We start from the raw sequence: 13,915 nt of genomic DNA on the forward strand, positions 1-13,915 counted from the left end.
TATAATTTTATGGTTAACAAACCCCTAATATGAGGTTGCAGTAATTAACCAGCCGCAACCGATGCGGCAGGTTTGCGATTGGCGAGATAAACGCCTGTCACCGCCAGAACCGTACCCGCAATCATCGCAGGCGTCAGCGTCTCGCCGAAAAGCAGGGCGGCTTCCACCGCGGCAAGCGGCGGCACGAGATAGATCAGCGAAGCGGCGCGCGAAACCTGGCCGCGCCGGATCAGATAAAGAAGCAGCGCCACGGCCCCGATGGAAATCGCGCCGACAGACCAGGCGAGCGTCGCGGCAAGGCCGAGGCTCCAGTCCACATGCCCATCTTCCAGCAGAAGCGCGAAGGGAACCGTTACCAGCAGCGCGCCGACATATTGCAGCGTTGCCACCGCCATGATGTTGCCGCCATGCACGTACTTCTTCTGGTAGAGCGTGCCATAGGTGACCGAGGTCATGCCCAGCACATTCACCGCCACGGCGTAAAGCGGCACCGACAGCCCGCCAGCACCCGCGGCCATGACCTTCGGCAGCACCGCGATGGCGATGCCGGCAAAGCCGATGAGCAGGCCGGCGCGCTGCAGCGGCGAGATCCTTTCGCCGATCATGAAACGGGCGGCCACCGCCGTCATCAGCGGCTGCAGGCCGGCGATAATGCCGCCGATCGCCGCAGGCACGCCCTGCCCTATCGCCCACCAGATCATGCCGAGATAAAGACCGTGCAGGAAGACGCCTGACAGGATCGCCCGGAAGATATCGACACGACTTTCGGGCCACTGGATGGACGAAAAGCGGCAGATCGCCCACAGCAAAACGCCCGCCAGAAGATAGCGCAGACAGAGGAAGGTCAGCGGCCCGGTATAATAGACCGCATATTTGGCAGTGACCCAGCCCGTCGACCAGAGAAAGACGAAGATGGCCGGAGCCAAACGGTCGAGCGACATGGGCGCATCCTCTGTGTTGCATGATGTCCGCTACCGGTGCGGGACAGACGGCGAATTGATGTTTCTGCGGCTTCACGCAAACCGGCGAATGATCGAGCCGGATATTCAGCATGGCGTTATCCGCATCCCGGCAAAAGGTCAAAGGCGTTTTGGTGATCACATCTTTCAGATTTTCTGATGCGACGCCGGACATTCATCAACCGAAAGCGAGCGAACAAAATTTATGCATTCGCCCACGGCGCAAACAGCGCCACCGCCCGCTTACACCGCTCGTCGCCCCGCAACCAATTTGCCGATGCCGCATTTATAGGCGGAAGCCGAAAAAACGCTTCTTTTTTAAAACTCTAGGGCGACAAAAAATCTTCTCAGGGAGGCCTGCATAGTTCTTGCATTGCATTTGTCGTTGTATTCATATGGCAAAAAAGGGGACATCGAAGTTGGCATTTGACGAAATGATAAATGCGGACAACACGCCGCGAAGCCCATATGAAAACTATAACGAATGGTACAGCCGGCAGGACAGGGCGCACCTGATCCAGAAATCAAAAGACGCGGAAAACATCTTCAGAAAAACCGGCATTACTTTCGCAGTCTATGGCCACGCCGATAGTTCAGAAAAACTTATACCCTTCGATATTATCCCGCGCATCATCTCCGGCCGTGAGTGGCGCAAACTGGCCCAGGGCATCGAACAGCGTGTTCTCGCCCTCAATGCTTTCCTCGACGATATCTACCACAAACAGGAAATCATCCGCGCCGGGCGCATCCCCCGTGAGATCATCGAAAAGAACGAAGCCTTCCTGCCGGAAATGATCGGCTTCACGCCGCCTGGCGGGGTCTACACCCATATCGTCGGCACGGATATCGTCCGCACCGGCGAAGACCAGTTCTATGTTCTGGAAGACAATGCCCGCACGCCGTCAGGTGTCAGCTACATGCTGGAAAACCGCGAAACGATGATGCAGATGTTCCCGGAACTTTTCCATGAGAACCGCGTGCGACGGGTGGAGGATTACCCCTATCTGCTGCGCCAGTCGCTTGCCTCGCTCGCCCCTCCGGGCTGCACCGGCAAGCCGCGCGTCGCGGTGCTGACCCCCGGCATCTATAATTCCGCCTATTACGAGCACTCGTTCCTCGCCGACATGATGGGTGTGGAACTGGTGGAAGGTTCCGACCTTCGTGTCATGGACGGCAAGGTGAAGATGCGCACGACGCGCGGTTATGAGGCCATCGACGTTCTCTACCGCCGCGTCGACGACGACTTCCTCGACCCGCTGACTTTTCGGCCGGATTCGGCGCTTGGCGTTCCCGGCATCATGGATGTCTATCGCGCCGGCAACATCACCATCGCCAACGCCCCCGGCACCGGCATTTCCGACGACAAGGCGATCTATTCCTACATGCCCGAGATCGTCGAATTTTATACCGGCCGCAAGCCGCTCCTTGAAAACGTGCCGACCTGGCGCTGTTCCGAGCCGGACAGCCTGAAATACGTTCTCGACAACCTCGCCGATCTCGTCGTCAAGGAGGTCCACGGTTCAGGCGGTTACGGCATGCTGGTCGGTCCCACCGCATCGAAAAAGGAACGGGCGCTGTTTGCCGAAAAGCTGAGAGCACGCCCCTCCAACTATATTGCACAGCCGACGCTGTCGCTCTCCACCGTGCCGATCATGGTCAAGAACGGCATCGCGCCGCGCCATGTCGATCTGCGTCCTTATGTGCTTGTTTCGGACAAGGTGCAGATCATTCCCGGCGGCCTGACCCGCGTTGCGCTCAAGCAGGGCTCGCTGGTGGTCAATTCCAGCCAGGGCGGCGGCACCAAGGATACGTGGGTACTGGAGGATTAAGCCATGCTGGGCAGAACGGCAAACGGGCTCTACTGGATGTTCCGGTATATCGAGCGCGCTGAAAACATCGCCCGGCTCATCGATGCGGGCCTGCGCGTTTCACTGACGCGCTCAGGCAGCGGCGACGAGGATTGGGACGGCGTGCTGCAAAGCGCGGGCGTGCATGAGGAATTCCTCGAAACACGCGAAAAGGTGACGGCGGCAAATGCTATCGATTATCTTCTTCGCGAGAAATCGAACCCATCCAGCGTCATGTCCTGCATCGAAGCGGGGCGCAACAATGCCCGCATGGTGCGCACGGCGTTAACGCGCGAGACATGGGAAGCCACCAACGAATTCTGGATCGAGCTGAAGAACATCCTCGGCCGCAAGCTCAACCATGCGGAACTGCCGCAGACCATCGACGTGATCAAACACCGTGCCGGTCTGGTGCGCGGCGCCTTCCACGGTTCGATGCTGCGCAACGATCTCTACAATTTCTCCCGTATCGGCACCTTCATCGAACGCGCCGACAATACGGCGCGCATTCTCGACGTCAAATATTACGTGCTGCTGCCAGCTGTGGCGCATGTCGGCTCATCGCTCGACAATGCGCAGTGGGAATCCATTCTGCGCTCGGTTTCGGCCCACCGTTCCTACGGCTGGGTCTATGATGCGGAATACAAACCGGCCAACATCGCCGACTTCCTCATTCTCAATGGACGCATGCCGCGTTCGCTTGCCTATTGTTACGAGAAGATCGCCAGCAACCTCAATTACATCGCCGAGGACTACAGCGAGCGGCACAAGGCACACGATACGGCGGAAAGCATCCGCGACAGCCTGCGCGCGACCACCATCGCCCGGGTCATGGACGAGGGCCTGCACGAGTTTCTGGAAAGATTCGTCCATCGCAACGGGCAACTGGGACAGGAAATAACGGAAGGCTACCGCTTCTATCAATGAGCGCGTAGACGGGGACAGCTTATGCGTCTGAAAATCACCCATACGACGGAATATGTCTATGACGAGCCGATGCCCTATGCCTTGCAGCGGCTTCGCCTTACACCGCAGACCGGCCCGAGCCAGACGGTGGAGGACTGGGATGTCTCGGTCGATGGCGCCACCGTCGAAGTGACCTATGACGACCATTTCGGCAATCGCGTCGCGCTGGTGGAAACGGAAGGCCCACAGCAGCGGGTCAAAGTGGTGGCGAGCGGCACGGTGAACACGCAGGACAAGGCCGGCGTGTTCGGTCACCACATCGGCAACGCACCGCTCTGGCTCTTCCTGCGCGAAACGCCACGCACCAAACCCGGAAAGCTGGTACGCGAACTGGTGAAGGCGAGCGTCGGCGAGAGCGAGCTTGCCCGCCTCCACAATCTCATGGAAAACATTCACGGCAAAGTGGAGTATTTGCCCGGCTCGACCGACATCGAAACCACGGCCGAAGCGGCACTGGAGACTGGCAGGGGCGTCTGTCAGGACCACGCCCATATTCTCATTTCCGCTGCCCGGCAGATGGGCCTGCCCGCGCGTTATGTGTCGGGTTATCTGATGATGGAGGCGGTGGAGGAACAAACCGCTACCCACGCCTGGGCCGAGGTGCATCTGCAGGGCCTTGGATGGGTCGGCTTCGACGCCGCCAACAATATCTGCCCCGATGACCGTTATGTCCGCATCGCATCCGGTCTCTGCTACCGCGATTGCGCGCCTATATCTGGCATGCGCATCGGCCCGGCCGGTGAGACGCTGAGCGTTTCAGTTACCGTGCAGCAATCGCAGAGCCAGAGCCAGTCCCAGAGCTGAGATCATGGCCGCCAGAGACGACGATACGATCGGTTTCTACACTGACAACGCAACCGCCTACACCAACCGCGGACAGGCGGCGGACCGCCCGCATCTGGAAACGTTCCTGTCGCAGTTGGAAAAAGGCGCCAGCATTCTCGAGCTAGGATGCGGTGGCGGGCAGGACAGCGAATATATGCTGGCAGCCGGTTTCGACGTGCATCCCTCCGATGGAACGCCCGATATAGCGAAGGCTGCGGAAGCCCGACTCGGCATTCCTGTCAGGACATTGCTGTTCGAAAATATCGATGAGGTCGGGCGCTATCACGGCGTCTGGGCCAATGCCTGCCTGCTGCACGTGCCACGCCCTGCCCTGCGCGGCATCATCGGCCGTATCCACACGGCACTGAAACCGGGCGGCGTCTTTTATGCGAGCTTCAAGGCCGGAGAGGCTGAAGGACGCGATACGTTCGGCCGCTATTACAATTATCCGTCCAGGTCATGGCTTGAGGAGCTTTATGGGCACTATGACTGGACGGGTGTAGAGATCGAAGCCCGGCAGGGAAGCGGTTACGACAAGCTGCCGACAGACTGGCTGCATGTCACGGCCAAAAAGCACTGACCAACCGCGACAGGTTGACGGTTGCAAAAAGGCGCAGCACCCGTTTTAATCGCCGTTCTCAATTGAAAGCATGATCCGGTTTATCCTTTTGGGACAAAACCGGCCGGGAGACGGCATTGTACAGCATTTCCGACTATCGCGACTGCCAGTCGCATGGACCCATCATAGCAGAAAGGGTCTGGACGGCCTGGTGGCAGGATAGCGGCCTCAAGGTGGGCGATGTCCTCGAGCACCTGACAGAGATGACAAATCCTCACGCCCTCCCCACCGGTTTCGTCGCCCATGATGGCGACGCCTATGTCGGCTCCGCTTTTCTCATTCATTGCGATCTCGAGGAGCGCCCGCACTATCTTCCCTGGGTCGCGGCTCTGTGGGTGGAAGAAGACCGCCGGCGCTCTGGCGTGGCGCGCGCGTTGATGCAGGCCGCAACAAAAAGGGCCGCCGAACTCGGTTACGAGACCTGCTACCTCTGCTGCGAGGCAAGTCTTGAGGACTATTACCTCAACTGCGGCTGGACCATCCTCGAACGGGGCGTCGGCAAGCACGATCTTACGGTGCTGACCTACAAGACATGACGCCGCCCGCCGCCTACCCATCATTCCTCACCACATCTCGACCATAGGAGGCACCATGCAACCGCCAACAGCCATCATGGAAACCGCGATCTATGTGAATGATCTCGAAGCCGCCGAGGCTTTTTACCGCGATGTCTTCGGGCTGGAGATCATCCGCAAGGTGCCCGGAAGCTTCGTCTTTTTCAGGTGCGGGCAGCAGGTACTGCTGGTTTTCGACCCCGAGAAGTCGCGCAAGGCCGATCCCGATAATCCCATCCCTCGCCATGGCACGGCAGGTGAAGGCCACTTCTGCTTTTACGCAAGGGACAAATCGGAGGTAGACGGCTGGAAAGCGCACTTCGAAACGCTCGGGATTCCTATCGAGCACTATCACCGCTGGCCGAATGATAGCTATTCCGTCTATATCCGCGACCCCTCCGGGAACTCGGTGGAAGTGGGAGAAGGCAAGCTCTGGGGATTTGAACAGGGCTGACCGCAAAGAAACAGGACGCCACCGTGAAGAACATCTATGTCGTAACTCATCCTCAGTCGGTCCACCATGTCGAGAACCGGGTCGGCGGCTGGTATGATACCGGACTGACGCCGCACGGCAGAACCGATGCCGGGGCGGCGGCTGCCAGACTGGCGACGCTGGTCGGTGGTGAGGCCGTGGAAATCTTCAGCTCCGACCTGCTTCGCGCCTCGCAGACCGCAGAAATCATCGCGGAACGCTTCGGGCAGCCAATGGAGACCATGCGTGACCTGAGGGAAATGAGTTATGGTGAGGCCGAAGGCATGCCGCAGCAATGGCTCGATGAGCGTCAAATCCCGGCACCGCATCATAATCGCCTGGACCATCGTGGCGGTATTGCTGATGGCGAGACGAGACGCGAATTTGCCGAAAGGGTGTATCGAGCCGTAAACATGATCATCGCGCGGCCCTGCGCCACGCAGATCATCGTGACCCATGGCTTCGCCCTGACCTTCGTCATCGCGGCATGGATCAAGATGCCGATCGACAGCGCCGGTTATGTCAGCTTTCCGGCGCGCTCCGGCAGCATAACGCATTTGAAGGAAGACGATTACTGGCAGAACCGCGCCGTCGTTTCACTGGCGGATGTTTCGCATCTGACCGACGGTGATGGCTGACAAGAAGCCCGCTTGAAAATCGTCCTCGCAAAGAGAGGATTGGACACAAAACCTAAACTCTAGCGTCATCCTCGGGCTTGACCCGAGGATCCATGTGAGCGCCGGGTTGTGAATCCTCGGGTCAAGCCCGAGGATGTGACGTAGAGAGGTGGGAATACTCCGAGACCACACCTCAACCCTTTACGTGCTACTTTCGCAGATCAGATCTGCCGAACCACGATCTCTTCTTCCGCATCGACCGCCAGCGGGTTCTTCAGCGGCAGGCCGAAACCGGCGGCTTCGATTTCGAAGACGTCGCCCGCTTCCGGCTTGATACCTTCGGCGAAGGAAAGCGTTGCCGTGCCGAACATGTGCACATGCACATCGCCAGGCGCACGGAACAGGCCGTATTTGAAGTGGTGATATTCGAGGTTCGCGAAGGTATGGGACATGTTGTCTTCACCCGATACGAACGGCTTTTCGAAGATGACCTTATCACCGCGACGGATGCGCGAGGTGCCGCGAATATCGGACGGCGGGGCGCCGACGCGAATTTCCGGGCCGAAGCTTGCCGGGCGCAGCTTGGAATGGGCGAGGTAGAGATAGTTGATCCGCTCGGTGACGTGATCGGAAAACTCGTTCGAGACGGCAAAGCCGATACGCACGGCTTCGCCCTTGTCGGAAATCACGTAGATGCCTGCCATCTCAGGCTCTTCGCCGCCATCCAGCGCAAACGAAGGCGAGGTGAGCGCCGCACCGGGCGCTGCCGCCACATGGCCGTTGCCCTTGTAGAACCACTCGGGCTGAACGCCCTTTTCACCGGCCTTCGGCTTGCCGTTTTCCAGACCCATGCGGAACATCTTCATGGAGTCCGTCAGGCTCTCCTCGGCGGCTTCCGTGGTTTTCTTGTGCATGCTGTCGCGGGTCGCGGCCGAACCGAGATGGGTAAGGCCGGTGCCGGTCAGATGCAGATGGGCCGGATCGGGATGGGTGATCGGCGGCAGGAAGCGACCTTCGGCATAAGCCTTCTCAAGATCGACGGCATCGCCCAGACCATGCGCGGAAATGACATCTGCAAGGTTCTTGTCGCCATTGGCGGCTTCCATGGCAAGCGCATAAACGGACTCTGCGCCCTTGACTGCGCGTGCCTCTCCGCCTTCTTCGCGAACCGCTACGGTGATCTTGCCGCTGGCATCTTTAATCTGTGAAATGAGCACGGGATTTCCTTCCTCCGGCGCAGTGCGCCTTTATCTCTTCTACGCGGCGCCTTGCGCCTGCATCTTATGAAAGTGGCCGGAAACCGGCCACTTTTTGGACTGCGATAGGGGTGAGCCGATCAGCCCTTGTTCTTGTTGTAGACGTCGAAGAACACGGCGGCGAGCAGCACGAGGCCCTTGACCATCTGCTGGAAGTCGATGCCGAGACCGACGATCGACATGCCGTTGTTCATGACACCCATGATGAAGGCGCCAATGACCGCACCGGTGATCTTGCCAACGCCGCCGGATGCCGAAGCACCGCCGATGAAGCAGGCCGCGATAACGTCAAGCTCGAAGCCCACGCCGGCCTTCGGCGTTGCCGAGTTGAGGCGGGTCGCGATGATCATGCCGGCGAGACCAGCCAGAACGCCCATGTTGACGAAGGTCAGGAAGCTCAGGCGTTCGGTGTTGATACCCGAAAGCTTGGTCGCCTTTTCATTGCCGCCCATGGCGTAAATGCGACGGCCGATCGTCGTGCGACGCGTTACGAAGCTGTAGAGCGCAACGAGAGCAAGCATCACGATCAGCACGTTCGGCAGGCCGCGATAGGTGGAAAGCTGGTAGCCAAGGAACAGGATCGCGGCCGAAATCAGCAGGTTCTGGGCGATGAAGAAACCGAAAGGCTCGACATCGATGCCATGCTTCACATTCACGACACGGCGACGCCATGCGAGATAGAACAGCACGACGGTAATCAGCACCGTCAGGATCATCGAGGTGGTGTTGAGACCTTCAATGCCGCCGATATCGGGCAGGAAGCCGGTGCTGATGATCTGGAAATCGGTCGGGAACGGACCGATGTTCTTGCCGCCGAGCACGAAGAGCGTCAGGCCGCGGAACACCAGCATGCCCGCCAGCGTCACGATGAAGGACGGGATGCGGTGATAGGCGATCCAGTAACCCTGGGCCGCACCGATGATGCCGCCGATGACGAGACAAATCAGTGCCGCCAGAAAGGGGTTCATGCCCCATTGCACGGTCAATATGGCCGCGATCGCGCCGACGAAGGCGACGATGGAACCGACCGAAAGGTCGATATGCCCGGCCACGATGACAAGCAGCATGCCCAGCGCCATGATGACGATGAACGAGTTCTGCAGGATGAGGTTGGTCAGGTTCACGGGGCGGAACAGGATGCCGCCGGTGTAGAACTGGAAGAAAACCATGATGGCGACGAGCGCGATCAGCATGCCATATTCGCGGATATTGGAGCGAATATAGGATGTGACCGAGACGACGTTACTTTCTTCGTTTGTTGTGTTTGCCGAACTCATGAGTTCTTCTCCCCTGAGCGCATGATAGCGCGCATGATGCTTTCCTGGCTCGCCTCTCCCTTCGGCAATTCAGCGACGATGCGGCCTTCGTTCATGACGTAGATGCGGTCGCAATTGCCGAGCAGTTCGGGCATTTCCGATGAGATCATCAGAACGCCTTTACCATCGGCAGCGAGCTGGTTGATGATGGTGTAGATTTCATATTTCGCGCCGACATCGATACCGCGGGTCGGTTCATCGAGGATCAGCACGTCGGGATTGGAGAACAGCCACTTGGAGAGCACAACCTTCTGCTGGTTGCCGCCCGAAAGGTTGACCGTTTCCTGAAAGATGCCCGACGAGCGGATGCGCAGGCGCGTGCGGAAATCGCTCGCCACCTTCATTTCCTTGATGTCGTCGATGATGCTGGCATTCGAGACGCCGGCAAGATTGGCGAGTGTGGTGTTGTGCAGGATGTTGTCGTTGAGCACGAGACCGAGATGTTTGCGGTCCTCCGTGACATAGGCAAGACCGGCATCGATTGCCTTGCGCACAGTGCTGACGTCAACTGGCTTGCCGTTGATCAGCACTTCACCGGTGATCTTGTGGCCATAGGACTTGCCGAACACGCTCATCGCAAATTCGGTGCGCCCTGCCCCCATCAGGCCAGCAATACCGACGACTTCGCCCTTGCGCACGGTGACGTTGATATCATGCAGAACCTGGCGGTCGCGGTGCTGCTGGTGATAGGCGTTCCAGTTCTTCACTTCGAGAATGGTTTCGCCGATCGGCACGTCGCGCGGCGGATAACGATCTTCGAGATCGCGGCCCACCATGTTGCGGATGATGACATCCTCGCTGATTTCTTCCTTGTGACAGTCGAGCGTCTTCACCGTCATGCCGTCGCGCAGCACGGTGATCTGGTCAGCCACCTTGCGCACTTCATTCAGCTTGTGGGTGATGATGATCGAGGTCATGCCCTGCTTGCGGAATTCCATCAGCAGGTTCAACAGCGCCTCGGAATCGCTTTCGTTCAGCGAAGCGGTCGGCTCATCAAGGATAAGCAGCTTCACGCTTTTCGACAGCGCCTTGGCGATTTCGACCAGCTGCTGCTTGCCGACGCCAATATCGGTGATCAGCGTCTCCGGTGATTCCTTCAGGCCCACTTTCTTCAGAAGTTCGCGGGTACGGTTGAAGGTCTCCTGCCAGCTGATCACGCCGTTCGAGGCGACCTCGTTGCCAAGGAAGATGTTTTCCGCAATCGACAGGAGCGGCACGAGCGCCAGTTCCTGATGAATGATGATGATACCAATATCTTCACTGTCGTTGATGGCGCGAAAGTTTCGCACGGCGCCTTCATAGTGGATTTCGCCCTCATAGGTGCCGGCGGGGTAAACACCGGAAAGGACCTTCATCAAGGTCGACTTTCCCGCGCCGTTCTCACCGACGAGTGCGTGGATCTCACCTTCCTTAACCTTGAGGTTGACGTTCTCAAGCGCTTTCACGCCCGGAAACGTCTTGGTGATGTTCCGCATTTCGAGAATGGTATTGGCCATATCGCAATCCAGCGCCCGATTAATTCCGGCGTTTTTATTTTTATGGAAAAACGGGGATGACGCCAAGCCATCCCCGCATGTGTATCAGGCTTATTTCAGCTGGTCTTCCTTGTAGTAACCGCCATCGACGAGAACCTGCTTGTAGTTCTCCTTGGTTACTGCAACCGGCTTCAGCAGGTAGGACGGAACAACCTTGACGCCATTTTCATAGGTCTTGGTGTCGTTCACTTCAGGCTCCTTGCCCTGCATAACGGCATTCACCATGTTCACGGTAACCTTCGCGAGTTCGCGGGTGTCTTTGAAGATGGTGGAATACTGTTCGCCGGCAATGATCGACTTCACGGACGGGATTTCAGCGTCCTGACCGGAAACGACCGGCAGCGGCTGATCCTTCGTGCCATAACCAACGCCCTTCAGCGAGGAGATGATGCCGATGGAAAGACCGTCATAAGGCGACAGAACGGCGTCAACCTTGGCGTCGGTGTAGTAGGCCGAGAGAAGGTTGTCCATGCGGGCCTGGGCCGTTGCCGGATCCCAGCGCAGCGTGCCGACCTTGTCCATGCCGGTCTGGCCGGACTTCACGACGAGCTTGCCGCTGTCGATGTAAGGCTGGAGAACAGACATAGCGCCGTCGTAGAAGAAGAAGGCGTTGTTATCATCAGGGGAGCCGCCGAAGAGTTCGATGTTGAACGGACCCTTGCCATCCTTCAGACCGAGCTTGTCGACGATCGAAGTCGCCTGCAGAACGCCAACCTGGAAGTTGTCGAAGGTGGCGTAGTAGCTGACGTCGCCGCTGTTGCGGATCAGGCGGTCATAAGCGATGACCTTGATGCCCTGCTCGCCGGCCTGCTTCAGCACGTCCGACAGCGTGGTGCCATCGATCGAGGCGATCACGAGGACCTTGACGCCCTTGGTGACCATGTTTTCGATCTGGGAAAGCTGGTTCGGAATATCGTCGTCGGCATACTGCAGGTCGGTCGTGTAACCAGCTTCCTGAAGCTGCTTGACGATGTTGTTGCCGTCATCGATCCAGCGCGCGGAAGACTTGGTCGGCATGGCGATGCCAACAGCGCCCTTGTCCTGTGCGAAAGCCGGCACTGCGAAAGACGCAGCACCGATGGCACAAGCTGCCATCAGCGAAATAATGGACTTCATTAACTCTCTCCCTTGAGCCCTTCTCTGGACCCGCATGTTGCGGTGCACCAGGAAATTCATGCCGTCAGAGGAAGAAGCCGCGCCCTGCTCGCTCCCTTTTCGCAATTGCGAAATGGAACAGCTGCCGCTCCTCCCCGGCATTCCGCAAATTGTTCTGAATCCATATAACTGTCAAATAGAATAAATCAGTTTCCATATATCAATTATGATATATTAAATCGATACAAAAACCGATGAGGGGTATAAAATCGCGAATGAGCAACCAGAAAGTGTATGAGCAGGCGCAAACAACGGATGCCCTTTTTGTCTTTGAAGACAACCCGTTGCTGCGGGCCGGATTGAAGATGAGCCACCTGCGCATGCTGGTCATGATCGAGGAGCACGGGCAGGTCAGCGCGGCTGCCGCCGCCATGAACATGACGCAGCCGGCGGCCTCGCGCATGCTCTCGGAAATGGAAGCGATCGTCAAATCGCCGCTCTGTCAGAGAGCATCGCGCGGTGTGGTTCTGACGAAGTTCGGCGAGGCGCTGGCGCGACGGGCGCGCACCATATTGCTGGAGCTGCGTGAGGCGAGTCGCGAACTCAATCAGATGAAGTCCGGCAGCGGCGGATCCGTTTTCATCGGCGCGGTGACCGCGCCCGCCATCAGCCTCGTGGTTCCCGCCATAAGACGGGCCATGGACACCTATCCCGGCATTGAAATCAATGTTCAGGTGGAGAGCAGCAACGTGCTGGCGCGGGAATTGCTGGCTGCGCGCCACGATTTCATCATCGGCCGCATACCGGATGACTTTGATCCAGGCCTGTTCTCCATCCACGAAATCGGCATTGAGCGCGCCTGTCTGGTGGTGCGCGAAGGTCACCCGCTTCTGGGCGGCGATCCCGTCACCCTGCAGGATCTTTCCGGTTACGACTGGGTGTTCCAGCCCCCTGGCGCGCTTTTGCGGCGCACCATGGAGGATGTCTTCCTTACCCACGGCGTCGCCATGCCGCGCAACGTCATCAACACGCCATCCGTGGTTCTCACGCTTGCGCTTGTCTGCAACACCGATGCCATTGCGCCGATTGCGCAGGACATGGCCGAATTCGTGGCCGGCCAGCGGGCCGATATCGGCCGGACCCGCATATTGCCGACGGATTTCGAACTGGTCGTCAAGCCCTACAGCATCATCACCACCAAGGGGCGCGTCCTGCCGCCCAGCGCCCGCCTGCTTTACGATCTGGTGCTGGATGAAAGCCGCAAGCTGACTGCCCAGTGACGGCGGCAAGCCAGACGCCACCTTCATCCGCTACAAGGGCCGGAAATCGTGACCGGCGAAGGAACAGCCGTATGCTCTTCGGACAATCCGTTTTCCAGTCTGTCGTCGAAAGACTGGAGCAGGAGAAAGAAGACGAAGGCGCAGAGCCGCCCCCGCCCGCGGATCACCGCATTGCCGGCTTCAGCTCAGGCTTCGTTGTCGATACGCATATCGAAGCGCCGGCGGCTGCGAACGGCAATCTCGACGCTTATCTCGCCTTCCTGGAAGACCCCGCGCCACCGGCGGAACCCCAGCCGGAACCGGAGAGCGAACCGGAACCGATGCCGGCCCACCTCGAAAAGACCTCACTTGCCGATGTTTCGGCGGAACTGGCGATCCAGGAGACCGACACTGCGGCAACGCTCGCGGAAAAGCGCCGCGCCTTCGCCCGCCTCAATCATCCCGACCGGGTGAAACCGCAGTTCCGGCACAATGCGACACTGCGCATGACGGCAGCCAATCTCCTGATCGACCAGGCGCTCCGCATGCTTCGGATGCGAGAGCATTTCCGGTAAGAGGCGGGCAGCTCAAGACA

Annotated in this window: 14 protein-coding genes; 9 read left to right on the forward strand and 5 right to left on the reverse strand. The window is 58.7% G+C overall.

Translation table 11 applies throughout. From position 1 onward, the window contains the following. Positions 1 to 44: 44 nt before the first annotated feature. Positions 45 to 941, reverse strand: coding sequence for a DMT family transporter (locus HQN82_RS09380; RefSeq protein ID WP_006699592.1), 897 nt, complete (start codon positions 939 to 941; stop codon positions 45 to 47). Between the two features lie 437 nt (positions 942 to 1,378). On the opposite strand from HQN82_RS09380, the gene HQN82_RS09385 reads away from it, so the two are divergent. The 7 genes from HQN82_RS09385 to HQN82_RS09415 all read left to right on the forward strand — a co-directional run bounded on the left by HQN82_RS09385 (position 1,379) and on the right by HQN82_RS09415 (position 6,880). After that, positions 1,379 to 2,788, forward strand: a complete 1,410-nt coding sequence (locus HQN82_RS09385; protein ID WP_022556767.1) for a circularly permuted type 2 ATP-grasp protein — start codon at positions 1,379 to 1,381, stop codon at positions 2,786 to 2,788. Positions 2,789 to 2,791: 3 nt separating this feature from the next. Continuing rightward, complete coding sequence (locus HQN82_RS09390; protein ID WP_004443135.1) at positions 2,792 to 3,733, forward strand: alpha-E domain-containing protein; 942 nt, start codon at positions 2,792 to 2,794, stop codon at positions 3,731 to 3,733. Positions 3,734 to 3,754: 21 nt separating this feature from the next. Then, positions 3,755 to 4,576: a transglutaminase family protein gene (locus HQN82_RS09395; RefSeq protein WP_112766642.1), complete on the forward strand. Its 822-nt coding sequence runs from the start codon at positions 3,755 to 3,757 to the stop codon at positions 4,574 to 4,576. Positions 4,577 to 4,580: 4 nt separating this feature from the next. Continuing rightward, positions 4,581 to 5,177, forward strand: coding sequence for a class I SAM-dependent methyltransferase (locus tag HQN82_RS09400; protein WP_112766643.1), 597 nt, complete (start codon positions 4,581 to 4,583; stop codon positions 5,175 to 5,177). Positions 5,178 to 5,293: 116 nt separating this feature from the next. Next, positions 5,294 to 5,752 (forward strand): GNAT family N-acetyltransferase, encoded by a 459-nt coding sequence (locus HQN82_RS09405; protein WP_112766644.1) that lies wholly within the window; start codon positions 5,294 to 5,296, stop codon positions 5,750 to 5,752. 55 nt (positions 5,753 to 5,807) lie between these two features. Beyond that, positions 5,808 to 6,224, forward strand: a complete 417-nt coding sequence (locus HQN82_RS09410; protein ID WP_004443141.1) for a VOC family protein — start codon at positions 5,808 to 5,810, stop codon at positions 6,222 to 6,224. Between the two features lie 23 nt (positions 6,225 to 6,247). Then, entirely contained in the window at positions 6,248 to 6,880 is a 633-nt protein-coding gene (locus tag HQN82_RS09415) for a histidine phosphatase family protein (protein WP_112766645.1), read from the forward strand. 200 nt (positions 6,881 to 7,080) lie between these two features. On the opposite strand, the gene araD1 is transcribed toward HQN82_RS09415, so the two are convergent. The 4 genes from araD1 to chvE form a co-directional block, all read right to left on the reverse strand. Beyond that, a complete protein-coding gene (araD1, locus tag HQN82_RS09420; RefSeq protein ID WP_112766646.1) occupies positions 7,081 to 8,076 on the reverse strand; it encodes a 2-keto-3-deoxy-L-arabinonate dehydratase AraD1 in 996 nt (331 codons plus the stop codon). 119 nt (positions 8,077 to 8,195) lie between these two features. Continuing rightward, positions 8,196 to 9,392: a sugar ABC transporter permease GguB gene (gguB, locus tag HQN82_RS09425; protein ID WP_004443145.1), complete on the reverse strand. Its 1,197-nt coding sequence runs from the start codon at positions 9,390 to 9,392 to the stop codon at positions 8,196 to 8,198. Beyond that, on the reverse strand, positions 9,389 to 10,927 hold the full coding sequence (gene gguA / locus HQN82_RS09430) for a sugar ABC transporter ATP-binding protein GguA (RefSeq protein ID WP_022556773.1): 1,539 nt from the start codon (positions 10,925 to 10,927) through the stop codon (positions 9,389 to 9,391). The genes gguB and gguA overlap by 4 nt, the downstream gene beginning before the upstream one ends. 90 nt (positions 10,928 to 11,017) lie before the next feature. Next, positions 11,018 to 12,082, reverse strand: coding sequence for a sugar ABC transporter substrate-binding protein ChvE (gene chvE / locus HQN82_RS09435; protein ID WP_004443148.1), 1,065 nt, complete (start codon positions 12,080 to 12,082; stop codon positions 11,018 to 11,020). Positions 12,083 to 12,336: 254 nt separating this feature from the next. Between chvE and HQN82_RS09440 the strand changes: the two genes are divergently transcribed. Beyond that, entirely contained in the window at positions 12,337 to 13,341 is a 1,005-nt protein-coding gene (locus HQN82_RS09440) for a LysR family transcriptional regulator (protein WP_004443150.1), read from the forward strand. 71 nt (positions 13,342 to 13,412) lie between these two features. Continuing rightward, the gene (locus HQN82_RS09445) at positions 13,413 to 13,895 is read left to right on the forward strand and encodes a hypothetical protein (protein WP_112766648.1); all 483 of its coding nucleotides are present in this window, start codon (positions 13,413 to 13,415) and stop codon (positions 13,893 to 13,895) included. Positions 13,896 to 13,915 lie beyond the last annotated feature (20 nt).

Origin of the sequence: Agrobacterium pusense (assembly GCF_013285525.1) — a bacterium.
Taxonomy (GTDB): domain Bacteria; phylum Pseudomonadota; class Alphaproteobacteria; order Rhizobiales; family Rhizobiaceae; genus Agrobacterium; species Agrobacterium pusense.

Excerpts from the sequence above, each read along its gene's own strand:
- HQN82_RS09390 (WP_004443135.1), top strand. The coding sequence starts at position 2,792 with ATGCTGGGCAGAACGGCAAACGGGCTCTACTGGATGTTCCGGTATATC.
- HQN82_RS09440 (WP_004443150.1), top strand. The coding sequence starts at position 12,337 with ATGAGCAACCAGAAAGTGTATGAGCAGGCGCAAACAACGGATGCCCTT.
- gguB (WP_004443145.1), bottom strand. The coding sequence starts at position 9,392 with ATGAGTTCGGCAAACACAACAAACGAAGAAAGTAACGTCGTCTCGGTC.
- HQN82_RS09400 (WP_112766643.1), top strand. The coding sequence starts at position 4,581 with ATGGCCGCCAGAGACGACGATACGATCGGTTTCTACACTGACAACGCA.
- chvE (WP_004443148.1), bottom strand. The coding sequence starts at position 12,082 with ATGAAGTCCATTATTTCGCTGATGGCAGCTTGTGCCATCGGTGCTGCG.
- HQN82_RS09410 (WP_004443141.1), top strand. The coding sequence starts at position 5,808 with ATGCAACCGCCAACAGCCATCATGGAAACCGCGATCTATGTGAATGAT.
- gguA (WP_022556773.1), bottom strand. The coding sequence starts at position 10,927 with ATGGCCAATACCATTCTCGAAATGCGGAACATCACCAAGACGTTTCCG.
- HQN82_RS09445 (WP_112766648.1), top strand. The coding sequence starts at position 13,413 with ATGCTCTTCGGACAATCCGTTTTCCAGTCTGTCGTCGAAAGACTGGAG.
- HQN82_RS09395 (WP_112766642.1), top strand. The coding sequence starts at position 3,755 with ATGCGTCTGAAAATCACCCATACGACGGAATATGTCTATGACGAGCCG.
- HQN82_RS09380 (WP_006699592.1), bottom strand. The coding sequence starts at position 941 with ATGTCGCTCGACCGTTTGGCTCCGGCCATCTTCGTCTTTCTCTGGTCG.